Source organism: Echinicola arenosa (assembly GCF_014841125.1).
Taxonomy (GTDB): domain Bacteria; phylum Bacteroidota; class Bacteroidia; order Cytophagales; family Cyclobacteriaceae; genus Echinicola; species Echinicola arenosa.
On sequence record NZ_JACYTQ010000001.1, the window covers coordinates 659,567 to 683,581 of the forward strand.

General features: G+C 37.7%; 22 protein-coding genes. 17 read left to right on the plus strand and 5 right to left on the minus strand.

Translation table 11 applies throughout. The annotated features are described in order from the left end of the window. The first annotated feature begins 188 nt into the window (after positions 1–188). Complete coding sequence (gene pfkA, locus IFO69_RS02520; RefSeq protein WP_192007791.1) at positions 189–1,163, plus strand: 6-phosphofructokinase; 975 nt, start codon at positions 189–191, stop codon at positions 1,161–1,163. A gap of 3 nt (positions 1,164–1,166) precedes the next feature. Then, on the plus strand, positions 1,167–1,490 hold the full coding sequence (locus IFO69_RS02525) for a hypothetical protein (protein ID WP_192007794.1): 324 nt from the start codon (positions 1,167–1,169) through the stop codon (positions 1,488–1,490). On the opposite strand, the gene miaA is transcribed toward IFO69_RS02525, so the two are convergent. Continuing rightward, positions 1,475–2,389: a tRNA (adenosine(37)-N6)-dimethylallyltransferase MiaA gene (gene miaA / locus IFO69_RS02530; RefSeq protein ID WP_192007798.1), complete on the minus strand. Its 915-nt coding sequence runs from the start codon at positions 2,387–2,389 to the stop codon at positions 1,475–1,477. The two genes, IFO69_RS02525 and miaA, sit on opposite strands and share 16 nt — an antisense overlap. Positions 2,390–2,444: 55 nt before the next feature. Here miaA and IFO69_RS02535 point away from each other — a divergent pair, with 55 nt between their 5' ends. The 5 genes from IFO69_RS02535 to IFO69_RS02555 are packed head-to-tail and all read left to right on the plus strand — an operon-like array spanning position 2,445 to position 6,192. After that, a complete protein-coding gene (locus IFO69_RS02535; protein WP_192007806.1) occupies positions 2,445–3,200 on the plus strand; it encodes a response regulator in 756 nt (251 codons plus the stop codon). Further along, on the plus strand, positions 3,193–3,573 hold the full coding sequence (locus IFO69_RS02540) for a response regulator (RefSeq protein WP_192007809.1): 381 nt from the start codon (positions 3,193–3,195) through the stop codon (positions 3,571–3,573). Before IFO69_RS02535 ends, IFO69_RS02540 begins: the two co-directional genes overlap by 8 nt. 20 nt (positions 3,574–3,593) lie before the next feature. Next, positions 3,594–3,872 carry a hypothetical protein gene (locus IFO69_RS02545; protein WP_192007813.1) on the plus strand — a complete coding sequence of 93 codons (279 nt, stop codon included), beginning with the start codon at positions 3,594–3,596 and terminating at the stop codon, positions 3,870–3,872. After that, positions 3,869–4,642 carry an MBL fold metallo-hydrolase gene (locus IFO69_RS02550; RefSeq protein ID WP_192007817.1) on the plus strand — a complete coding sequence of 258 codons (774 nt, stop codon included), beginning with the start codon at positions 3,869–3,871 and terminating at the stop codon, positions 4,640–4,642. Before IFO69_RS02545 ends, IFO69_RS02550 begins: the two co-directional genes overlap by 4 nt. After that, positions 4,633–6,192 (plus strand): NFACT RNA binding domain-containing protein, encoded by a 1,560-nt coding sequence (locus IFO69_RS02555; protein ID WP_192007821.1) that lies wholly within the window; start codon positions 4,633–4,635, stop codon positions 6,190–6,192. Before IFO69_RS02550 ends, IFO69_RS02555 begins: the two co-directional genes overlap by 10 nt. A 49-nt stretch (positions 6,193–6,241) precedes the next feature. Here IFO69_RS02555 and pyk read toward each other — a convergent pair whose 3' ends face one another. Together pyk and IFO69_RS02565 are read right to left on the minus strand one after the other, a co-directional pair. Beyond that, positions 6,242–7,678: a pyruvate kinase gene (gene pyk, locus IFO69_RS02560; protein WP_192007830.1), complete on the minus strand. Its 1,437-nt coding sequence runs from the start codon at positions 7,676–7,678 to the stop codon at positions 6,242–6,244. A gap of 16 nt (positions 7,679–7,694) precedes the next feature. After that, the gene (locus IFO69_RS02565) at positions 7,695–8,123 is read right to left on the minus strand and encodes an IPExxxVDY family protein (protein ID WP_192007835.1); all 429 of its coding nucleotides are present in this window, start codon (positions 8,121–8,123) and stop codon (positions 7,695–7,697) included. Between the two features lie 150 nt (positions 8,124–8,273). Here IFO69_RS02565 and IFO69_RS02570 point away from each other — a divergent pair, with 150 nt between their 5' ends. The 5 genes from IFO69_RS02570 to IFO69_RS02590 all read left to right on the plus strand — a co-directional run bounded on the left by IFO69_RS02570 (position 8,274) and on the right by IFO69_RS02590 (position 13,646). After that, positions 8,274–8,510 carry an acyl carrier protein gene (locus tag IFO69_RS02570; RefSeq protein WP_010855324.1) on the plus strand — a complete coding sequence of 79 codons (237 nt, stop codon included), beginning with the start codon at positions 8,274–8,276 and terminating at the stop codon, positions 8,508–8,510. A gap of 22 nt (positions 8,511–8,532) precedes the next feature. Continuing rightward, positions 8,533–9,786: a beta-ketoacyl-ACP synthase II gene (fabF, locus tag IFO69_RS02575; protein WP_192007839.1), complete on the plus strand. Its 1,254-nt coding sequence runs from the start codon at positions 8,533–8,535 to the stop codon at positions 9,784–9,786. A gap of 7 nt (positions 9,787–9,793) precedes the next feature. Continuing rightward, complete coding sequence (rnc, locus tag IFO69_RS02580; protein WP_192007843.1) at positions 9,794–10,537, plus strand: ribonuclease III; 744 nt, start codon at positions 9,794–9,796, stop codon at positions 10,535–10,537. Between the two features lie 119 nt (positions 10,538–10,656). After that, positions 10,657–12,510: an NAD(+) synthase gene (gene nadE / locus IFO69_RS02585; protein WP_192007849.1), complete on the plus strand. Its 1,854-nt coding sequence runs from the start codon at positions 10,657–10,659 to the stop codon at positions 12,508–12,510. Between the two features lie 32 nt (positions 12,511–12,542). After that, positions 12,543–13,646, plus strand: coding sequence for a prolipoprotein diacylglyceryl transferase (locus IFO69_RS02590; RefSeq protein ID WP_192007851.1), 1,104 nt, complete (start codon positions 12,543–12,545; stop codon positions 13,644–13,646). Here the strand turns inward: IFO69_RS02590 and yidD are convergent. Further along, entirely contained in the window at positions 13,643–13,864 is a 222-nt protein-coding gene (yidD, locus tag IFO69_RS02595; RefSeq protein ID WP_192007853.1) for a membrane protein insertion efficiency factor YidD, read from the minus strand. The two genes, IFO69_RS02590 and yidD, sit on opposite strands and share 4 nt — an antisense overlap. 134 nt (positions 13,865–13,998) lie before the next feature. Here yidD and IFO69_RS02600 point away from each other — a divergent pair, with 134 nt between their 5' ends. The 3 genes from IFO69_RS02600 to IFO69_RS02610 all read left to right on the plus strand — a co-directional run bounded on the left by IFO69_RS02600 (position 13,999) and on the right by IFO69_RS02610 (position 18,397). Continuing rightward, on the plus strand, positions 13,999–15,402 hold the full coding sequence (locus tag IFO69_RS02600) for a BamA/TamA family outer membrane protein (RefSeq protein ID WP_192008955.1): 1,404 nt from the start codon (positions 13,999–14,001) through the stop codon (positions 15,400–15,402). An 86-nt stretch (positions 15,403–15,488) separates the two neighbouring features. After that, positions 15,489–16,316: a PorV/PorQ family protein gene (locus IFO69_RS02605; protein WP_192007856.1), complete on the plus strand. Its 828-nt coding sequence runs from the start codon at positions 15,489–15,491 to the stop codon at positions 16,314–16,316. Beyond that, positions 16,313–18,397, plus strand: a complete 2,085-nt coding sequence (locus IFO69_RS02610) for a ComEA family DNA-binding protein (protein WP_192007858.1) — start codon at positions 16,313–16,315, stop codon at positions 18,395–18,397. Before IFO69_RS02605 ends, IFO69_RS02610 begins: the two co-directional genes overlap by 4 nt. Before the next feature lie 29 nt (positions 18,398–18,426). Here the strand turns inward: IFO69_RS02610 and mscL are convergent, their stop codons facing one another. Then, positions 18,427–18,843 (minus strand): large-conductance mechanosensitive channel protein MscL, encoded by a 417-nt coding sequence (gene mscL / locus IFO69_RS02615; RefSeq protein ID WP_192007860.1) that lies wholly within the window; start codon positions 18,841–18,843, stop codon positions 18,427–18,429. Positions 18,844–19,039: 196 nt separating this feature from the next. On the opposite strand from mscL, the gene IFO69_RS02620 reads away from it, so the two are divergent. Both IFO69_RS02620 and IFO69_RS02625 read left to right on the plus strand, forming a co-directional pair. Continuing rightward, a complete protein-coding gene (locus IFO69_RS02620) occupies positions 19,040–21,085 on the plus strand; it encodes a S9 family peptidase (RefSeq protein WP_192007863.1) in 2,046 nt (681 codons plus the stop codon). Between the two features lie 209 nt (positions 21,086–21,294). Beyond that, positions 21,295–23,955, plus strand: coding sequence for a non-ribosomal peptide synthetase family protein (locus IFO69_RS02625; RefSeq protein ID WP_192007868.1), 2,661 nt, complete (start codon positions 21,295–21,297; stop codon positions 23,953–23,955). The last annotated feature ends 60 nt before the right edge of the window (positions 23,956–24,015 follow it).

Consider the following 24,015-nt stretch of genomic DNA (forward strand, 5'->3'; position numbering starts at 1 on the left):
AAAAAAAATCACCAGTTTATTAAAAATAACACCTAATACCTGATTTTATTTAACAGAAACCTACTTTCATGTATTTCATATATACCCGCTCTATCAACACTACCTAAAATCGAAAAGAATTAATTTTTTAATTACAATTCCATTCATTAATGTTTAATTTTAGCCAACTAAAAAACCTATATAAACCAATGAAGAAAATCGCTGTATTAACCTCTGGAGGTGACGCTCCTGGAATGAATGCATGTATTAGATCTGTGGTAAGAACCGGTATTTACCATGGCTTAGAGGTCTATGGAATCATGTATGGCTATGACGGAATGATCAAAGGTGAAATTTCAAAAATGGAATCCCATGCTGTGAGTAACATTGTCCAAAGAGGTGGCACCATTTTAAAATCAGCCAGAAGTTTAGAATTCAGAACAAAAGAAGGAAGACAAAAAGCCCATGAGCAACTTAAAAAGCATGGGATCGAAGGACTTGTAGCAATCGGAGGGGACGGAACTTTTACTGGTGCAAAAATATTTTTCGAAGAATTTGGTATTCCCACTATTGGCTGTCCCGGAACCATAGATAATGATATTTATGGAACTGACTTCACCATTGGTTTCGATACGGCCATTAATACCGCGCTGGAAGCTATTGATAAAATCAGGGATACCGCTGCGGCCCATGACCGTATCTTTTTTATAGAAGTAATGGGCCGTGATAGTGGATATATCGCGGTGGAATGCGGCTTAGGCGGAGGAGCTGAAATGGTAATGGTGCCTGAAACAAAAACAACCTTAAACGAGGTAGTAGAAAAACTAAAAGGTTCTAGAAAAAGCAAAACTTCCAGTGTTATTGTGGTTGCTGAAGGTGACGAGGAAGGCAATGCTGCCGAGATCATGCAAAAAGTCAAAGACACCATCAACGATGACACCAAAGACTTTAAAGTAACCACGCTAGGCCACATTCAAAGAGGTGGAAGCCCAACGGGAAAAGACAGGATGCTCGCTAGCCGATGCGGCATGGCAGCTGTAGAAGGGTTAATCAATGGCAAAGAAAACTGCATGGCTGGTATTATTCACGACCAAGTGGTCTACACAAGTTTTGAGGATTGTATCACCAAAGACAAACCTCTGAACAAAGACACATTAAAACTAATCGAAATCCTAAGTATTTAATCAATGGGATTTGTACCAATATTTTTAACTTTAGGTGGCTTTATATTTCTCTTTGTCTTGGTGGTACACCACAGTATAAAAAGCAAAAAAGAGCAATATAAAGCTGCCTTAGTTCACCTTTCTTTATTACTGAAAAACAACAAGTTACCTGAAGACACTCCGACTTTAGAAAAACTTGCTTCGCTTATAGATAAGGACAAAGATAAATCAAGTGAGATATTAAGTTCCTTTGGAAAAGCCAAACTCTTAAGGCATCAATATAATGAACTCATAAAAAAAAGGCCCTATAGCTTCGTTGCAAAGGTTTCTGGTTACAATCCTATCTGATTTTCTATAAATCCAAGAACTTCATTGAACTGATCAGGGTGGAACCAAACCATATCCCCATCCCTCCTGAACCAAGTCATTTGACGCTTAGCGTATCTCCTAGAATTGCGTTTGAGCAGCCTCAGCGCTTCCTCTTTATCATATTCACCAGCCAAATAGCCAAATATTTCCGTATACCCTACCGTTTGAAGTGCATTCAGGTTTTTATAGACATAAAGGGATTCAGCTTCTTCAAAGAGTCCCGTCTCAACCATTAGATCCATTCTCAAATTAATGCGATCATAAAGCTCTTCACGATCTCTTTCCAGACCTATCTTGATTATTTGAAACGAACGCTCTGTTCTCTTTTTATTTCTATAGCTGCTAAAAGGTCTACCTGTACCTATAGAAACTTCACAGCCCCTTATCAGCCGCTGGGGATTATGAATATCTACTTGTTCATAATAATCGGGATCTACTTCTTTTAGTTTATTTCTGATAGCTTCTATCCCATCACTTTTATACAACTCATTCAAAGAAGTCCTAATCTCTGGATTAATATCAGGAATATCATCAAATCCATTGCAAACAGCATCAATATACATTCCTGAACCTCCAGTCATAATGACCACATTACTTTTTTGAAAAACATCTTCCAAAAGAATCAAGGCATCTTTTTCAAACTTTCTGACATCATAATCATCGTGAATCGACAAGCTATCTACAAAAAAATGCTGAACCTCCTGTCTCTCAGACATACTTGGTTTTGCTGTGCCCAATTCCGTCTCCTTATAAAACTGACGACTATCAGAAGATATAATCACAGTATTAAATTTTTTAGCTAGATTTATGCATAGTTCAGTTTTCCCTACAGCTGTAGGGCCTGCTACTACCACCAAATATTTATTTCTCCCTTTCAAAGCAAGCTAACTATTATCAATGTATTGCTAGATCAAAATTAGTAAATAATAGGTCATGGAAAACAAAAAGATTCTGATCGTTGATGACAATAACCTAAACAGGAAGGTACTCGAAAACATCATTTGTCATAACTATGAATTTGAATCTGCAGAAAATGGTCTCGAAGCAATCGGAAAAATAAAAAAAGATATCTTTCATGTTATCTTAATGGATATACAAATGCCTGTGATGGACGGAATTACAGCGCTCAAAATCATCAAAGAAGAAGCACTTACGGATGCACCGATCATTGCAATATCTGCTTATTCTGACCAAACTGATTATGAATACTTCCTCTCTGCCGGTTTTGATGAATTTATTGCCAAACCTGTTAAACCTAAAAAATTACTCGAAAGTATCCAGCAACATCTAAGTAACTACAACAACGCTCCTTCCTCAGATAACCACCAACTCACTTCAGACATTTTAGACGAAAGTGTTCTGATTCAACTGATGAAATACAATACACTAGACAATATCAAAACGGTCTATGAGGACTTTGACGAGGAAGCTGAATGTCTGATAGATGAGATCAAACACCTTATTGATGTTAAGAAATATTCAGAAATTGGCGAAAAACTTCATATATTAAAAGGTAACTCCGGAACATTAGGCGCCAAGCAACTATTTAAGCATGTTGGAATTTTTGAGCAAAAAATTAAAGACACAAATTTTGAAGATATTATTGAAGATTATTTAACATTGCAGAATCAACTAAACATCTTTAAAAGCCATTTAAAAGATAAAATAACCCACCATAAAAATGAGTGAAAGTAAAAAAATATTGGTAGCCGAGGACAGTTCTGTTATTATCAACCTGACTAAAAACGTGTTAATGTTTGAGAATTATCAAATCACATCAGTAAAAAACGGCAAACAGGTTCTTGAAAAATTAAACAAAGAAGACTTCGACCTCATTTTGATGGATATCAACATGCCCACCATGGATGGAATCGAATGCACAAAAGCCATCAGAAAAATTACGGATCCTAAAAAATCCGAAATTCCTGTGATAGCAATTACCGGAAACTATAAGAACTATACATTGGATGATTTCAAACAAGCGGGCTTAAACGATTACCTTCAGAAACCGCTAGATTATGACTTACTACTATCTACCGTAAAAAAGCATTTGAACAAATAATCCTTCATTATCAAGTATAGATGGCTGTAAAGTATACCAAAACCTTCTTGGATAAAATCGAGAGTCTTTTTGCGGAATCAGACTATATGCTGCGATATGAAAAAGGCAATTTCAAATCCGGTTATTGCTTATTGAAAGATACCAAAGTAGTTATAGTCAATAAGTATTATACCTTAGAAGGCAAAGTAAATACTCTTATTGACATCCTGAAGGAACTTAATTTTAACCCAAAAGAGTTCAAGAATAAGAAAAACCAGGATTTCTATATCGAACTTCAACAAACAGAACTTAAGCTTTGACAATTACTTTTTTAGGAACAGGAACTTCTCAGGGAGTTCCGGTTATTGGTTGCAACTGCGGGACATGTACATCTCTTGATTTCCGAGATAAGAGACTTAGAAGCTCTATCCACATCCAAATCAAAGACAAAAGTTATGTCATTGACACTGGACCGGACTTTAGAATGCAAATGCTCAGAGAGGGCATCAAACAATTGGACGCCATAATTTATACTCACGAGCACAAAGACCACACTGCGGGGCTTGATGACATACGTCCTTTCAATTTCATGCAAATGAAGGACATGCCAATTTACGGAACTAAACCTGTCTTGGATCAAATAAGAAAGGAATTCTCTTATGTTTTTTCTCCCAAGAAATACCCCGGTGTTCCCCAAATAATCACTCACGAAATTTCAAACGAGCCATTTGAAGTACTCGGAACTACTTTTTGTCCTATTGAAGTGCTCCATTATAAACTTCCCGTTTTTGGTTATCGCATTCATGATTTTACTTACATCACTGATGCCAAATACATCTCCGAAGTTGAATTGAAAAAAATCAAAGGCACAAAAGTACTAGTGCTTAATGCACTTCAAATAAAAGAACATCTGTCGCATCTCACCCTCGCTGAGGCATTACAAATAATTGAGATCATAAAACCAGAAAAGGCCTATCTAACCCATATCAGCCATAGACTTGGAATTCATGCAGATATTGAGAAAGATTTACCGGAAAATGTTTTCCTTGCCCATGATGGGCTTAAGATTACCTTTGACCAATGCATTTAAATTACCATTTCCTAAAATTCCTTTGTCCTGAACTAGATACATTACTAGCCAACAAAGACCTGGTTGTTTGCTTTTCCCAAAACAAAGACGAGTTGGTAATGGGTTTTACTGATGATATTTCTGAAGTTTATATTAGAGCTAATCTAAATCCCTCCAACACTTGCCTAAGCTTCCCAGATGAATACAAAAGAAGTAAGAAAAACAGTGCTGATATATTTCAGGAGATTATTGGTGACTCTGTAAAATCTATACAAGCACTGTCAAATGAAAGAGCATTCACCCTAACCTTTCACTCCGGAAGATTGCTTCTTTTCAAATTACATGGAAATAGAAGTAACGTGCTTCTTTACCCATCCATTGAAGCATTACCCAATACAATCTTTCGGAATGAATTAAAGGAAGACAAGAATCAACTTATTGCTTCGCTTGAAAGAGAGTTGGAAACCTCATATGAACGCTTTGCTTTATTAGATGGAAATGCGGCTAGCTTCATGCCCACTTTGGGAAAAATCCCCAGAAGTTGGTTAAAATCAAAAGGATATATTACAGCTTCGATAGCAGAAAAATGGCAGCTTATGGAAGAAATGCTAGACATGCTTAGCGCTCCATTATTTAGCATTATCCTTGAAAACAACCAGTATGAACTCACCTTACTTCCAGCACAAAATGCACTATTTTCTACCCACAACCCGATCGAAGCATGCAATGAGTATTTCCGATATGCGGTAATCTATCAAGCCTTTGAAAAAGAAAAAAACATTATTTCAAAAGCCTTAGAAGAGCAAAAAAAGAAAACTGAAGCCTATATCAAAAAAACATCTGCCAAACTCAAAGAACTTCAGCATAGTGCTCCCCCCAGTCAAACGGCGGATATAATAATGGCCAACCTCCACCAAATCCCACAGGGAGCTCAGGAAGTAGTCTTGTTTGATTTCTATCAAAATAAGGAAATCACCGTACAGCTTAAGAAAGGCACTTCTCCTCAGAAACACGCTGAAAATCTATATAGAAAATCAAAAAACCGGAAAATCGAAATACAACAATTAGAAAAAAACCTGGAAGAGAAAGAGTCCCATTTTTTGGAGTTGAGTGAGCTTTTGAAGGAACTGCTCACAATAGATGGGTTCAAAGACTTAAGGGAATTCACAAAATCGAACCAACTATTTAGCAAACCAAAGGACAAGCAAGAAACTTTACCTTTCAAAAGATTTGAAATAGATGGATTTGAAATATTGGTAGGAAAATCCGCTAAGGCCAATGACCAATTATTAAGGCAGTATGCATGGAAAGAAGACTTATGGCTGCATGCCAAAGATGTGTCAGGATCCCATGTCCTTATCAAACACAAAGCTGGTCATAGTATTTCAAAAACAACAGTGGAAAGAGCCGCAGAACTAGCCGCTTATTATTCAAAAAGCAAAAGTGAATCATTGGCAGCTGTCATGTATACCCCTTGCAAATATGTAAGAAAAGTAAAGGGATCAGCCCCTGGAGCTGTGATGGTAGATAAAGAAAATGTAATCATGGTTAAACCGATAGGACCAAACTAAAAAGGCTTCCCTCGGGGAAGCCTTTTTAGTTTGGAAAATTCAATGAATTTTACTCCACGACATGAAGCTTTAACATATTTGTTCTTCCTTTTTCCTTCAGTGGCATACTAGCCGTATTGATAATGATATCTCCAGCTTCAACCTGCCCTTGATCTTTCAATACATCTTGAATGTAAGTAAATGTTTCATCAGTAGAAATCTGCTCACCAGTAAAGTAATGAGCAGTTACTCCCCACACAAGACTTAATTGGGTAATCAAGGTCTTATTTCTAGTAAACACAAAGTTATTAGCAAAAGGCCTGTGAGAAGCTATTCTAAAAGCAGTAAATCCAGATGCAGTAATACCTACTATGGCTTTTGCTTTCACATTTCTTGATAACCTTGAAGCCATAAGGATAAGGTTATTGCTCAAGAAAGTATTTTCATCTTCACTGATCTTATACAGGTTGTGGTAAATATCAGAATTATCCTCAACGTATCTGATCACACTTGTCATCGCTTTTACTGCATGTACCGGATAAGCTCCAGATGCTGTTTCCGCGGAAAGCATAACTGCATCAGCTCCATCCAATACCGCATTGGCCACATCATTTGTTTCAGCTCTAGTTGGACGAGGATTCTGAATCATGCTTTCCAACATTTGGGTAGCTATAATTACAGGCTTGCAAGCTAGCTTACACTTCTCCACCAATTTCTTCTGCCAAAGTGGTACCATCTCCATCGGCACTTCTACACCCAAATCACCACGAGCAACCATTAGACCATCGGTCACCTCTATAATCTCATCGATATTATCTAATGCTTCAGGCTTCTCGATTTTAGCAACAATTTTACAATCCTTACCTGCTTCTTCAATCCTGTTCTTCAGATCTACAATATCTTCAGCCGACCTTACGAAAGAAAGTGCTATCCAGTCTACTTCATTCTCTAAACCAAAAATCAAGTCTTCTTTATCCTTTTCAGTTAAAGATGGAGCACTTACTTTAGTATTAGGAAGGTTGATACCTTTTCTTGATTTTAGAATACCTCCATGAACAACCGTGCAGTTTACATTTTTACCGTCAGTATTATTCACCGATAATTCCAAATTACCATCATCGATCAAAATCCTGTCACCTGGGTTTACGTCTTGTGGTAGATTCTGATACACAGTACTTACTAAGCTAGAAGTCCCCACAACAGGATCATTGGTAATGGTAATTGCTTCGCCCTCTTTGATTTCAACACCGTTATTCTCCACCTCTCCAACACGGATTTTTGGACCTTGCAAATCCTGCAAAATCCCCACATTCAAATTATAATCCTTATTGATTTTTCTGATTAACCTGATTACTTCTGCGTGTCCTTCATGATTGCCATGAGAAAAATTTAACCTGAACACATTTACACCAGCTTTCACCAAGTCTATAAGCGTCTTTTCGTTGTTAGAAGCCGGCCCAACTGTAGCCAAAATCTTAGTCTTTTTATTCAAAACGGGTAATTTCATTTTTGTTTTATATTATTTAATAGGTTAATAGGTTCTCTTTAGATTTAATTTTTGACACATCTAATTTTACTACATTATGGATGTACTTATTCTGGGACAATTGATCCATAAACTCATTCAGATTGATTTCTTGGGTGAAGTCCTGAAAGAGCAGAAAGTAATCCATAATTTTCAATTCCGGCACAAGATACAGTGTTTGTCCCGAATCTGAAAAGGAACGGTTCTTTAATAACTGAATAAACCCATGTTCTTTTTCAAGGATAAACTGTGAAATGATCAAATCAGGCTGATTAAGAAATTCCAGCTCATAGTCCCTTCCTTTGGTCATCCTAATCCCCAAGGAACTATTGATCACCCAGGCCATCTTATAGTCCTTCAGAGGAGCTACTAGACCCAAAAGATCAAATTCGAAATGATGTTCTACCTGGAGTTTTGTTTTCCTCATGAAGGAAGGATTTTAAAAAAACAAAATTAAAAATATTCTCCCAACTTCAATGTTTCAGGGGAATATCTTAAATTTAGTTAACGGTTTTTTTTGACATTAATGTTTTAAATATATTTCTTTGCGGAGTGTTTTAACTAAACTAATCACAAAATGTCTGAAATTGCACAAAAAGTAAAAGCCATTATCGTGGATAAATTAGGCGTAGAAGAATCTGAGGTTACTCCTGAAGCAAGCTTCACTAATGATCTTGGCGCTGACTCTCTTGACACGGTAGAGCTTATCATGGAATTCGAAAAAGAATTCAACATTTCTATTCCAGACGACCAAGCAGAGCAAATCGGTACTGTAGGTCAGGCTGTAAGCTACCTGGAAGCTAACGTAAAATAATCTAACCACTCAAAATTCATTTATGAATTTAAAAAGAGTTGTAGTAACAGGTTTAGGTGCCCTTACACCACTAGGCAACACCGTCCCAGAATATTGGGAGGGATTATCTAATGGTGTAAGCGGCGCTGCTCCTATTACTAAATTCGACGCATCCTCATTTAAGACGCAATTCGCTTGTGAGGTTAAAAACCTCGATATCGAGCAGTTTATTGATAGAAAAGAGGCCCGTAAGATGGATCCCTTCACGCAATATGCGATGATCGCTTCAGAGGAAGCGATGAAGGATTCTGGACTTGACCTAGAAAAGATCGACCTGTCAAGGGCCGGTGTTATCTGGGGGTCAGGAATTGGAGGCCTCAAAACTTTTCAGGATGAAGTGGCCTCCTTCGCTACTGGGGATGGAACACCACGTTTCAATCCTTTCTTTATACCTAAAATGATTGCTGACATCAGTGCTGGCTTTATCTCTATGAAATATGGTCTTCAAGGACCTAATTTCGTGACAGTTTCAGCCTGTGCATCTGGCACTAATGCTCTGATCGATGCTTTTAACTACATCCGTTTAGGTAAAGCCAACTTGTTTGTTACTGGAGGCTCTGAAGCTGCAGTTACTGAAGCAGGTGTTGGTGGTTTCAATGCCCTTAAAGCATTGTCCCAAAGAAACGACTCCCCCGAAACTGCATCCAGACCTTTTGATAAGGACAGGGACGGTTTTGTGTTAGGAGAAGGAGCTGGAGCTATTATCCTTGAAGAATACGAGCATGCGAAGGCCCGTGGCGCTAAAATCTACGCAGAAATGGTAGGTGGTGGCATGTCAGCTGATGCTCACCACATCACTGCTCCGCACCCAGAAGGTGTGGGTGCTAGTAATGTAATGAAATTTGCTCTGGAAGATGCCGGAATGAAGCCAGAAGACATTGATTACATCAATGTCCATGGAACATCCACTCCATTAGGGGATGTAAGTGAAACCAAAGCCATCGAAAGAATTTTCGGTGAGCACGCTTACAAGCTTAATATAAGCAGTACAAAGTCTATGACTGGTCACCTATTGGGCGCAGCTGGTGCTATTGAAGCCATTGCATCCATCATGGCCATCAAGCATGACTTAGTACCTCCTACCATCAACCACTTCACTGATGATGAGGCTTTTGATGCCAAGTTAAACTTAACCTTTAACAAAGCTCAAAAAAGAGAAGTAAATGTAGCTTTGAGTAATACTTTTGGATTTGGTGGACATAATGCTTCCATTATTTTCAAAAAACTAACTGAGTAATTCTACCTTGAAGATATTTCGAAAACTCAGATTACACGAACTACTTTATAATAAGAAAGATAAAAGGCTTGCTGCTGCCATTAAAATAATGGTGGGCAGCAAGCCTTTAAATTTATCCCTTTACAAACTTGCCACTAAGCATTCCTCTGCTGCTGAAGAAATCAAACACGGCATCAAAGCATCAAACGAACGTTTGGAATTTTTGGGAGATGCCGTTTTGGGAGCTGTGGTTGCTGAACATCTTTTTATAAAATTCCCCTATAGAGACGAGGGTTTCCTCACCGAGACACGTTCCAGAATAGTCAACAGAGAATCCCTTAATCAAGTGGGACAAAAGATTGGACTCTCAAACATTGTAGAATCTGACCTCTCAGGAAAGGGCTTTTACTCTCACAAATCCATCTATGGAGACACTTTAGAGGCTCTTGTAGGCGCGGTCTATTTGGACAGAGGATATGATTTTTGCAAAAAATTTGTATTAACCAAAATCATTATCCCGCATTTTGATATAGAAAACATCATCTCTACCACAACCAATTTTAAGAGTAAAATCATAGAATGGTCTCAAAAGGAAAACAAGGAGGTTGAATTTTCGCTAAAATCAGTCACAGGAAGCCAACGCTTCAAGGAATTTACGATCGAACTCAAAATAGAACAAGAAGTCTACACGGAAGGCAAAGGTCCAACCAAGAAAAAAGCTGAGCAGGAAGCAGCAAAAAATGCCTGCGAAAAACTTAATTTGGCCCTTTAGAACCCTATATTTGCCAATTGTGTTAATTGGTTTCATAAACCTTTCGCTGATTACCATCATCAATATCCGGATAAATGGTGATGCAATTAGAGAGGTCATTGACCCAAATCATTCTATTTATGTCAATTTTGAAAATTGGAGGAGCTACAGTAAATCAAACCCCACTCGACTGGAAAGGCAATTCATCAAACATTGTAAATGCCATTGATAAAGCCAAATCCATGGGTATAGAATTACTCTGCTTTCCTGAACTAGCCATTACCGGCTATGGGAGTGAGGATCTTTTTTTAAGCAGGTGGTATCCTGAAAAGGCGCTAAGTCAATTAAAATCACTTCTTCCATATGCTAAAGATATTTCTATTTGTATCGGCTTGCCCGTCAGGATAGGAGAAGCACTCTACAATTGCACTGCAGTATTAGAAGACCAAAAGGTCAAAGGTATCGTTGCCAAGCAATTTCTTGCCATTGATGGCGTCCATTATGAGTTCAGATGGTTCACTCCTTGGGAAGCTGGTAAAATCACTAGTTTTGATTTCTTCGGAGAAGCTGTGCCTTTTGGAGACATGATCTTTAGCAAAAATGGTTTTAGCTATGGTTTTGAGATTTGTGAAGACGCATGGAGAGGAGATCTAAGACCTGGCTACAGACTAAAAACAAGAGCTGTTGACCTCATCTTCAATCCTAGTGCCAGCCACTTTGCCATGGGCAAAAGTCAATTAAGAGAAGAGTTGGTCTCTGAAAGTAGCATTAAACTGAATGCGACTTACTTTTATGTCAACTTACTTGGGAATGAGGCAGGAAGGATGATTTTCGATGGAGAAACTTTATTGGCTCATCAAGGCAAATTATTGCTTAAAAACAAGCTCTTATCCTTCAAGCCCTATCAAGTAAATGCATTCGAAATCAGTAGCCTAATAAGAGAACTTCCCGAGATCAAGAGTGATCATGATAAAAACTTAGAGTTTACCAGTGCTATCACGTTGGCTCTTTTTGATTACATGAGAAAGAGCAGAAGCAAAGGCTTTGTTCTTTCTCTAAGTGGCGGAGCCGATTCATCTTCTATTGCTGTTTTGGTGGCTGAAATGGTCAGAAGAGGAGTTGAAGAGCTTGGTATTGAAACATTTTTAAAGCAAGCTCATTTGACTTTGGAAATAAAAACATCTAATCCAACAAAAGAAATCACTGAGCATCTGCTTACGACAGCCTATCAAGGATCTGATAATTCGTCGTGCGAAACCCTTAATAGTGCTAAAAGTCTCGCTGAAAGCTTAGGTGCGACTTTCTATAATTGGAAAATTTCCGAGGAGGTCAGCTCTTATACCCAAAAGATTGAGCATGCAATAGGCAGAGAGCTTACTTGGGCGAAAGATGACATTACTTTACAAAATATCCAAGCGCGAGTTAGAGCTCCTATTATTTGGATGTTAGCCAACTTAAATAATGCCTTGTTACTGGCAACCTCCAACAGAAGCGAAGGAGATGTAGGTTACGCGACCATGGATGGAGACACCAGTGGTAGCATCTCTCCCATTGCAGCTGTGGACAAGCATTTCATCTTACAATGGCTTCAATGGGCAGAAAAACACCTAGGATACTCAGGATTAGAAAAAGTCAATTCCCTTCAACCGACCGCCGAACTTAGGCCTCAAGACCAGCATCAAACTGATGAGGAGGACCTTATGCCCTATCCAGTTATAGTTGAAATTGAAAAACTGGCCATTAGAGAGAGACGTAACCCTAAAGACATCTATCTGATCTTACAACAAGAATTAGACCTCCCCAACGTTCAGTTAAAAAATTATATTTCCAAGTTCTTCCGTTTATGGTCCAGAAATCAGTGGAAACGAGAAAGACTCGCTCCTTCATTCCATTTGGATGATTTCAATGTGGACCCTAAAACTTGGTGCAGGTTTCCTATATTATCTGGAGGCTTCACAGAAGAATTACATGAATTAGACCAATTAGATCAATAATAAAATTATCTTAGCAGAAACTAACTAAACCAATGCTCAGCACAATTTTAGATTATGTTGTCTGGAGTCCAAATCCAGCAGTTTTTCCAGGTTTTGAAAGGATCAGATGGTACAGCCTCCTCTTTGCCCTTGGCTTTATCATTTCCCAGCAGATAGTCATTTACATATTCAAACAGGAAGGTCACGATGAAAAACTAGTAGATAAACTAACCATTTATATGGTTTTGGCTACTATCATTGGGGCCAGATTAGGACATGTGCTATTTTATGAGCCCGAAAAATACCTGAGCAATCCAATAGAAATCCTAAAAGTTTGGGAAGGTGGTTTGGCCAGTCACGGTGCGGCCATTGCTATTTTGGTAGCACTTTGGCTATATGTGAGAAACACTCCAGATCAAAGGTATTTGTGGGTAGTGGACAGGATTGTCATTGTTGTCGCCATGACCGGTGCGCTGATTAGATTTGGAAACCTTATGAACTCTGAAATCGGAGGAAAGCCTACTGGTACTGATAATGGCTTTGTTTACGCTAGACAAACAGAGGAAATCCTGATGACTCTAAATGTCCCTGTAGAAAGCGTCTCAGCCTATAAACCAGACAGCCGAAGTGGTGAATTGCAAGGCAATGGAACTGTTCCTTTAAACTTTGACATTGAAATCAACAAAGGACAATACAGTGAGGCTGATCTAAGAAGAACTTTGGAAAGTGATGTTAAATATGTTTTAACCAAGTTTGCCAGTTCTCATAAATACTTGGCAGAGCCAGAAAGCACCCCTTTGGATTATAACCTAAAAGATGAAGGAGATCATTATTTGGTCACTGTCAGAACATTCGGCTTAGCCAAACATCCTACTCAGATTTATGAATCATTATCTTACTTTATCATATTTCTGATTTTATATGCGCTATGGAGAAATTATAAAGAGAGATTGCCTGATGGGCTTCTGTTAGGTATTTTCCTTATTGCTGTTTTTGGAATGCGCTTTGTTTGGGAGTTTTTCAAAGAAAATCAGGTGGACTTTGAGGATAACCTCACCTTAAACATGGGACAAACTTTAAGTATCCCTCTGGTTGTAGGTGGTATAATCTTGGTGATTAGGGCATTAAAAGTAGGTTCTCCTACTCCAAAAAATTAAGGTACAGGATCATGCCCATGCCCTCCCCATGGATGACAACGGGCTATCCGCTTAATTCCCAGCCATCCTCCTTTGAAAACACCATGTTTCATAATGGCCTCTTTCATATATTGACTGCATGTGGGAGTATACCTACATGCACTTGGAAAGAGTGGAGAGATTAAGTATTGATAAAACAACACTGGAAATATGGCTATTTTTCTTAAAAGTGATTTCAACTTAAACCTGATTTGACACTAAAATACACAATCATAAAACAAAGTTCCCTTAAGTGAAACGAAATTACCCTTCGATACTGTCCTCTCTAAAATCAAAGAATGCTTATTGGCTATTTTTTGTATGGGCTGTACTGATGACCAATCACCTTGTTTGTGCACAAACATCTGATTCTATTACCCACATCCCTGCTCCAAATCAATTCCCTGAAAAGGTAACTATTAACAATATTTTTATTATTGGAAACGAAAAGACCCAGAAAAACATCATTATGCGGGAAATGGATGTAGCTCCTGGAGTGACTTATGATTGGGAAGATTTTGTAGGAATTGTTTCTGCTGATCAGAAAAAAATATACAACCTCCAACTCTTTACTTCAGTGGAGATCACACCTCTATTTGTGGAAGAGGAAGAAGTAGAGCTGTTGATTTCTGTTAAAGAAAGGTGGTACATTTTGCCAAGTATTATCTTTGACCTTGCTGACCGTAACTTTTCAGAATGGTGGATCAATCAAAATAGGGACTTTTCAAGGGTCAACTATGGCCTAAAACTTAATCATAATAATGTAGGTGGCCGAAATGAAAAATTAAGGGTTTTGGGGCAGTTGGGCTTCACCCAAGCTTTTGACATTATCTACAGCATACCCTATATTGACAGAGATCAAGTCCATGGACTTGCTGCCAGGTTCAATTACAACACTAACAAAACAATCGCTGTTAAATCAGCCTATAATAAGCAGGTTTTTTACACGAATGACAACGAAGATATACTCAGAAAAAAAATAAGCGCCAGTCTCCAATACACTTACAGGGGTAGCTTTTATAATTTTCATTACTTGAACATTGGATATAGTAGCTCCAAAATCCATGAGGATGTTTTAGTGCAAAACCCAAACTATTTCTTGAATGATGGCACTAAACAAAAATTTTTCTATGCCTCTTATAATTTCAAGCATGACAGGCGGGACAATGTAGCTTATGCCACAGACGGGGAGTTGCTAAATATTGGTCTTACCCGGTATGGGCTTTTCACCAATGATGATGTCAACGAAACCGAACTATCCCTCACTGCAAATCGCTATTTCAAATTCAGTGAAACCACACATTTCGTTACAGGGCTTTCCGCTTCAACTTACTTGGGGCCCACTCAGCCTTATACTTTGGTAAGAGGAATAGGCTACGCACCTGACTTTATAAGAGGATATGAAATTAATGTAATCGAAGGACAACAGACATTAATCAACAAAAACAGTTTTAGGTACAAATTTCTGGATGTAGCCTATGACATTTCAAATCTTATTCCTATCGAAGAATTCTCCATTTTCCCCATTCGCGCCTATCTAAGCGCCAATTTTGACCATGGTTATGTTAATGATCGAAACCATATCCCTGAAAATGCAGCCTTAACCAATACCTACTTATATGGTTATGGTCTAGGAATAGACTTGGTTACTTTTTATGATCAGGTATTCAGGTTTGAATACTCTATCAATAGCCAAAATGTAGGCAGCTTCTTTATAAACTTCAAAGCTCCTTTATAACAAACCGAATACCGCACGAACTTTACTTTGTACATATTTTATTGTAAATTAATGCTTTACATTTTTTACAATAATTTTTTAACGGTATGAATAAATTGTTTGGTCCATTTTTCTGGGCTGTGTTTTTAACAAGCCTAGCTGCTTTTGGTCAAAATGGTTCAGAAACATCTCCCAAAGGTGCACGGAGTGTTGGCTTAGCCAATGCCAATTCTACTCTCGATGATGCATGGAGTGTTTTTAATAACATTGGTGCTTTGGGTATGTTTCAGGAATCCTCTGTTTTTTGTTCTTATGATCACAGACTTGGGCTAAACGAACTGACCACACTTGCTGCTGGAGGGGTCTTAAACACCCCAATAGGAAATATAGGCATCAGTCTATCACATTACGGTGGTCAATTGTTTAACCAACAGATTATTGGTGCTGGCTTTTCCAATAAGTTTGGGATTGGCAGTTTTGGGATAAAAGCATCCTATTTTCAAACCAATATTGAAGGTTATGGTCGTTCAGCCAGTCCGGTTTTTGAACTGGGAGGACTAGTAGAACTTGGGCCAAAAGTATTTTGGGGAGCCCATATTTACAATTTTACAAGGTCCAAAATAAGTAACAACACTGAGGACTATCTTCCCACCATCGTCAAATCGGGAATATCTTATCGGCCAATTGAAAAGCTATTGGTAAACGTCGAAGCTGAAAAAGACATCCTACTTGATCCACTGATGAAAATTGGTTTGGAATACAATTTTACCAACCGATTTTGGGCCAGGTGTGGAATTCGTACAAATCCTTCCAATCTTCATTTCGGAATTGGTTTCCATCCCAAAAATATAAGTCTTGATTATGCTGTCGCTCAAAACAGTCAACTTGGACTTACGCATCATTTTTCCATGAACTATAGTTTTGGCACACCATGAAAGCACCATTCAGATTTATTTTTTTGGCTATTTGGTCTTTGGCTATTCAATCTCAATCCAAAGCCCAAATCCAATCAAACTTTGACGTTGAAGGTTTTGCCGAAGAACTCTTCGCCACCCAAGATGAGGATTTGGATTATGAACAGCTTTATGAAAACTTGCTCCAACGTTTCCTCAATCCCATTGACCTTAATAAATGTACATTGGATGATTTGCAATCCCTCTATATCCTTTCCCCACTTCAGCTCAATAACTTTATGGATTACAGGGAAAGTTTTGGCAAATTCCTATCCATTTATGAATTACAGGCCATTCCAGAATTTGATTTGGTCACTGTCAAAAAACTTCTACCATTTGTGTCCATCAGTGCTCAAAAACATACCTCATCCAAAAACCTTTTTCAAAGAATCACTCAGGAAGAAACAGCTTATATTATTTATCGCTACAGAAGATTTCTTGAAACTAGAAAAGGATTTACACCACCAGACACCTTGAGTAACGGTTCCTTAACAAGTAGATACATTGGCTCACCGGGAGCGCATTATTTAAGATTAAGAAGTCAGCATGCTCAGGACTTTAGTATTGGAATAACCTTGGATAAAGATGATGGTGAGTCCTTCACATGGAATCCCAAATCAAGGACTTATGGCTTCAATTTTTTCAGTTATCATTTGGCTCTTTACAATCAAGGGAATTTTCAAATTATAACCTTAGGAGATTATCAGGCACAATATGGACAGGGGCTAGTATTTGGAGCTGGATTTTCAATCGGTAAGGGAGCCGAAACCATCACTACTACAAGAAGAAGTTCCACAGGCATTCGCCCTTACACTTCTTCCATGGAGTTTGGTTTTTTTAGAGGAATTGCCTCCACCTACCAAAAAGGGAAAATAGAGGCTTCCATCATGATTTCAGATGTATCGCGTGATGCTAATATTTCGCTTGATGAACCTATTATTAGTTCACTACCTGAGAGCGGTTACCATAGAACTGCTACAGAGATTGAAAGAAAAGCCAATACCGCTGAAAAAAACTTCGGGTTAAATGTTAATTACTCATCTTCGGACCGAAATTTTCAACTTGGCATCAATAGTTTGGTAACTAAATTCCAATTCCCCTATATCAGAGAAGACCAAGCCTATAACCAGTTTGAGTTTAGAGGCCAAAACAACCATACACATAGTGTTTACTGGTCTTATAATTTTCAAAACCATTTCCTATTTGGAGAAGGGGCTGTTTCCAAGAGCGGAGGAAAAGCGGTGGTGGCGGGATTAATGAGTAGTCTGAGTCCACATTGGGATTTAGTGTTGCATATCAGAAATTATGACAGGAATTTTCATAGCTTCTACGGTAATGCTTTTGGAGAGAGCTCCCGTCCTATCAATGAAAAAGGCATCTATCTTGGAACGAGTTTCCACCCTAATAAGCAATGGAAGTGGAGCGCTTACTTTGATCAATTTGAGTTCCCTTGGCTCAGATATCGATCATATGCTCCATCTTCAGGTCATGAATGGCTCCAACGGTTAACCTATTCTCCTAAAAAAGCAATCAGCATTTACTTTCAAGTTCGAGAAGAAGTAAAAGACAGAAATATTACTTCCACCGATAATGACTATCCTATTTACCAACTATCAACTGGAAAAAGAAGAAATTACCTAATTAACCTCGACTATCAAGTAAGTAAAGTATTAGCTATCAGGTCAAGAGTTCAAATGAGCTCATTCGAATTTAATCATCAACTTACTAAAGGATATACTATTGTACAAGATGTTAGCGCAAGCCTAAAACAATGGAACTTCAGTGGAAGAGTGGCACTTTTTGATACAGATGACTATGAAAACAGACAGTATGTTTTTGAAAAAAATGTACTTTGGGCTTTTTCCATTCCTAGCTATTATGGTCAAGGCATGAGGTACTATCTCCTCGCACAATATAAAATGAATCGAAAATTGACTTTTTGGACTCGATGGAGCAGAACCACTTATACCGACAGGAATGTAATTGGATCGGGACTGCAAGAAATAGAAGGTCACAGGATCACCGAACTAACTTTTCAGCTTAGGTATCAATTCAATAAATAAAAGGCAGGGATTACCTGCCTTTTAACATTTTATTTAGCCTTCAAAATATCTCGAATCTCAGTTAACAATACCTCTTCTTTACTAGGCGCTGGAGGTGGGGTTGGTTTTGCTTCTTCTTTCTTCTGCATGCTATTCATCGCTTTGATAGCCATAAAAATCACAAAAGCAATGATCACAAAATCTATTACTGTTTGGAGAAAGTTACCATACTTAATGGCCACTGCCGCCAACCCAACTCCATCCGGACTGACAGAAGGCTCTTTAAGTACAACCATAAGGTCTTTGAAATTGACACCGCCCAAAGCCAAGCCTATTGGTGGCATGATGACATCATTCACCAGCGATGAAACAATTTTACCAAAAGCTCCTCCAATGATCACGGCAACTGCCAAGTCGACAACATTACCTTTGAGCGCAAACTTTTTAAATTCTTGTATAAATCCCATAAAATTAAATTTTAAAAACCTCACTCAATATAACCTATATGTTTAAAAAAATCATAAAACCAGAACTTTATTTCAGCTACAAAAAGCACCCATTATTTCCTGCATGATTTAACATTTGATTGAACTTTAAATAGGCTTCCATCAAGGTCTATAGTAAATTTGCAAGCAAAATATTTAGCACAAAAGTAGCATACGTATGAATAGTAAACCTTCTCCAAAGGCAAGCATTAAAAATAAGAAACTGACCTTTCACGGACACGAAAGAAATGATCCATACTATTGGATGAATGATCGAAATAATCCTGAGGTCATCCAATATCTAAACGATGAAAATGATTTCCTAAAAGCCTCTTTACAACACACTGAAGGTCTCCAAAATGAGCTTTACGAAGAAATGAAAGGCAGAATAAAAGAAGATGATCAGAGTGTTCCGTATTTTAGAGATGGGTACTTTTATTTCTCTAAATATATTCAAGGCGGAGAATATCCTATTTTTTGCCGTAAAAAAGACTCTCTAGATAACCCTGAGGAAGTCTTACTGGATGTAAATGATCTGGCCAAAGGACATGAGTATTTCAATGTTAGCTCTCTCGCTATTTCAACCAATCAAAACCTGTTGGCATTTGCACAGGACAATGTGGGAAGGAGAATCTATACTATTAGGTTCAAAAATTTGAAAACTGGTAAAATCCTAGAAGACGAAATCCCTGAAATCACAGGCAATATCACTTGGGCCAATGACAACAAAACGCTATTCTACTCGAAACAAGACCCTAATACATTGAGGTCATTCCAAATCTATAAGCACTCCTTAGGCCAACAGTCAATTGAAGATGAATTGATCTATGAGGAAAAAGATGAAACATTTAATTGTCATATTTCAAAGTCAAAATCAAAAAAATATTTATTTATCAATAGTGAAAGTACAGTATCATCAGAAGTAAGATTTGTTGAAGCTGATTTTCCCTCCAACACACCGCATCTTGTCCAGTCCAGAGAGCGAGACCTAGAATATAGCGTTGAACATTTTGAGGACCACTTCCTTATCTGGACAAACCACAATAAGGCTTCAAATTATAAGTTGGTCAAAACCCCTGTAAAAACTACCGGTAAAGAGAATTGGATAGATGTCATTCCTCACAGGAAGGATGTCTTATTAGAAAGCTTTGAAGTTTTCAAAGACTTTCTTGTTCTTGAAGAACGCTTCAATGGCTTATCCAGAATACAGGTCAATCCATGGAACGGCAATAACAGTCATTATATTAACTTTGAAGAGCCTACTTATTCTGCCTGGATAAGCTTCAATCCATCCTTCGAATCAAACCTTCTAAGGTATGGATATAATTCGCTCACCACTCCTTCTTCCACTTTTGACTATGACATGATCAGTAAAGAACAAAAGCTGCTCAAGCAACAGGAAGTGCTTGGAGGATATGATCCAAGTGAATATCAAGCAGAACGGATCTGGTCAACGGCTGATGATGAGACGCCCATTCCTATATCATTGGTTTATAAAAAATCCCTTTTTAAAAAGGACGGAAGTAATCCTCTTCTCCAATATGCCTATGGATCATATGGGTATAGTACAGACGCCCTGTTCAATTCGAACAGACTTAGCCTTTTAGACAGGGGTTTTGTGTATGCCATCGCGCACATTAGGGGAGGTCAGGAAATGGGGAGGCACTGGTACGAAGATGGTAAAATGCTCAAAAAGAGGAACACTTTTACTGACTTTATAAGCTGTAGTGAACATTTGATCTCTAATCAATATACTTCTGCAAATAAACTTTTTGCGATGGGCGGAAGTGCAGGAGGATTATTAATGGGCGTAATCATCAACTTAAGACCAGACTTGTACAAAGGTGTCATTGCTGCTGTTCCTTTTGTAGATGTGGTCACCACCATGTTGGATGAAAGCATCCCTTTGACTACGGGTGAGTTTGATGAATGGGGCAACCCTAAAGAAAAAGCTTACTATGATTACATGCTGTCCTATTCGCCTTATGATAATATTGAAAAAAAATCCTATCCCAACCTCTTAGTCACTTCTGGCTTGCACGATAGTCAAGTACAATATTGGGAGCCCACCAAATGGGTGGCCAAGCTCAGGGCTGAAAAAACCGATGATAACCTATTGTTGCTTTACACCAATATGGATGCAGGTCATGGAGGAGCTTCTGGAAGATTCCATTCCTTGAAAGAATTGGCCATGGAATATGCTTTTATCTTAAACCTAACTTAATAATACTCCGATGGCCTGATAACTGCACTAATGTTCATCAGGCCATTTTATGCTTTACAAAATAAATAAAACACATTTTAAACAATCCGAAAAGCAATTTGTTAGATTAGAAAAAAACTATCGTTAATCCACTCAGGCTCTAGGTTTCGTAGATTCTTCAGTCAGCACGGAAAGGCGTCAACCTATTAATTTAACCCTATCCTAACGAAATGAGCTATTCAGATCTACCAGATGAGTTTCATAAAAAAAATTCGGAAGTTTTAAAAAAATATTACACTAAGAACCTCCATCAAATAGACATTACTTTTTACAATGTCTATGATTTTTTTGCCAATACTTCACAGAATTTCCCAGACAAAGCTGCATTGACCTACAATGACAGAACTATTACCTATCAGGAGCTAGAAGAACTCTCCAATATTTTTGCACTGAACTTATCAAAGAATGGAGCAAAAAAAGGTCAAAAAATCGGTATTTATCTTGAAAGATCGATTGAATATCCTATTTGCCTTTTGGCTATCTTAAAATTGGGAGGAGTTTTTGTCCCAATTGATGCCCATACCCCAATAGAACGAACAGCATTAATCCTTGAGGATTCTGAAGCATCAATATTGATCTCTACAGAAAACCTATATTCATCTTTACAAATCGAGTTGAAGTGTTTATTTATTGAAAGCCTTTATAAAAATAGCCCTTCAATTTCCCAAACTTCTTTGGAAATAAGCTTGTCTGATGAAGCATATATGATTTACACTTCAGGATCAACAGGTCTCCCTAAAGGGGTTTTATTGACACATGGAAATCTATTGAATTTACTCCACTCAGCTCACCAAACTCCGGGCATAAACCCTAATGATCGGCTACTAGCCATAACTTCTTTTTCTTTTGATGTTTCTATTATGGAAATCTTACTTCCTTTATGTTATGGAAGTGAACTTATCATTGCAAACCAAGAAACCATAAAAGATGGAAGATTACTGCTTTCCTTTCTTGAAGAAAAGAAAATCACCATGCTTCATTCCACGCCCGGAACATACAGAATGCTCATTAACATAGGCTGGAAGAAAAAACTACCAATTAAACTGATAACTGGAGGAGAGGCTTTATCCAATGATTTGGCCAATCAGCTTCTGGATCTTTCTGATGGGTTATGGAATGAATATGGCCCAACGGAGACTACGATTTTCTCTTCAATAAAAAGAATCACACAAAACCTCCAGAAATTAACCATAGGTTCGCCTATACATAACACATCAATCTACATTATTGATAAAAATTTGAACTTACTACCCCCAGGACAAAAAGGTGAAATCGTAATTGGAGGGGCAGGTGTCTCCAAAGGGTACTGGAAAAAAGATGAACTGAATAAAGAAAAATTCATACAAAGCCCTTTCTCTATTGGTAATGAAATTATTTATAAGACGGGTGACCTTGGTTCATTGACTGAAGATGGAGAAGTTTTATTTGGGGGAAGAATGGACTCACAGGTAAAAATTAGAGGACATAGAATTGAGTTAGAAGAAATAGAAAATCAAATCATTCGATTAAATAATATTAAATCTGCTGTTATAACTGCCCCTTCGAATTCTATTGGCATCAAAGTTCTAGTAGCTTATATTATTATGGATTTTGACAAAGAAATATCGGATCATCAACTTTCTATTTGGAAGTCAAAACTCGAAAAGCTGCTTCCTGATTACATGGTTCCTCAATTTTGGATCAAAATCAAAAAAATTCCTTTAACTCAAAATGGAAAAACTGACTTTAAGGCCTTACCAAATCCATTTCAAAGGGAAGCTGATAAAACGGATGGTAGCATCTTATTATCTGACAAAGAAAAAGCTGTTCGAGAAATTTGGTCTCAAGTTCTTGGAATCAAGCATATCAAAGCCAACGATGATTTTTTTAAGCTTGGGGGAAACTCCATTTTAGCTGTTGAACTGATGGCAAAAATTGATCAAATGACAGAGCATTATTACCCCTTAACTACTATTTTCAGAAACCCAACATTAGAGAAATTCTGTGAGCTTTTAAACTCCAATGAAAAAAGTAAACAAGAATACAGGTTTTGGAAATCCTTAACTCCAATCAAACCATCTGGCTCGCTCCCCCCACTTTACCTTATTCATGGAATCAACGCTAATATCACTAACTACTTTAATTTGGTTGATCACGTAAGCCCTGAACAACCACTATTTGGCCTTCAAGCAAAGGGGCTAGATGGTGCAGAAAAACCCATATTCGGAATTGAAAATATAGCAGCTCATTATATTAATGAAATATTGGAACACAACCCAAAAGGCCCTTACCTATTAGGAGGGTATTCTTTCGGAGGTTATGTAGCTTACGAAATGGCCAGGCAGCTTATAAATATGAACAAAGAAGTCTCACACCTTATTCTTTTTGACACGGACGTTTTGTATCAAGAAAAAAACTACAGGGGCAACTGGGGAAAAACAAAAAAGTATATTTCCAATCTATTGGATAAGCGAATAGTTGACATCAAGCTCCTGTTTCAATCTCCAAAAACTTTTAAGGTAACAAAGCAAAGAGTTCTGGAAAGAAAGCTCAAAAAACTTCTACCCAAAGTAATTGAACCAACCAATGTTAGAAAAGTAATATTCGATGAAGTCAAAACTGTTAATCTAAACTCAATAAAAGCCTATAAAATAAAACCATTGGATTTGAACATTTACCTCTTTAGAGCACGAATTAAGATCAGTCCTATTAAGGACAAAAATACGTATGGCTGGAAACCGTACGTAAAAAGTATAATTCCTGTAGATATTGATGGTGACCACAATACAATGTTCAATTTTCCTAACGTCAAAACCTTAGGAAACATTTTGCAAAAAATCATCAATAATTAGAAAAACATAACGAACAAAAATCAAATAAATAATAAATCTAATAATTTACATTAAAATATC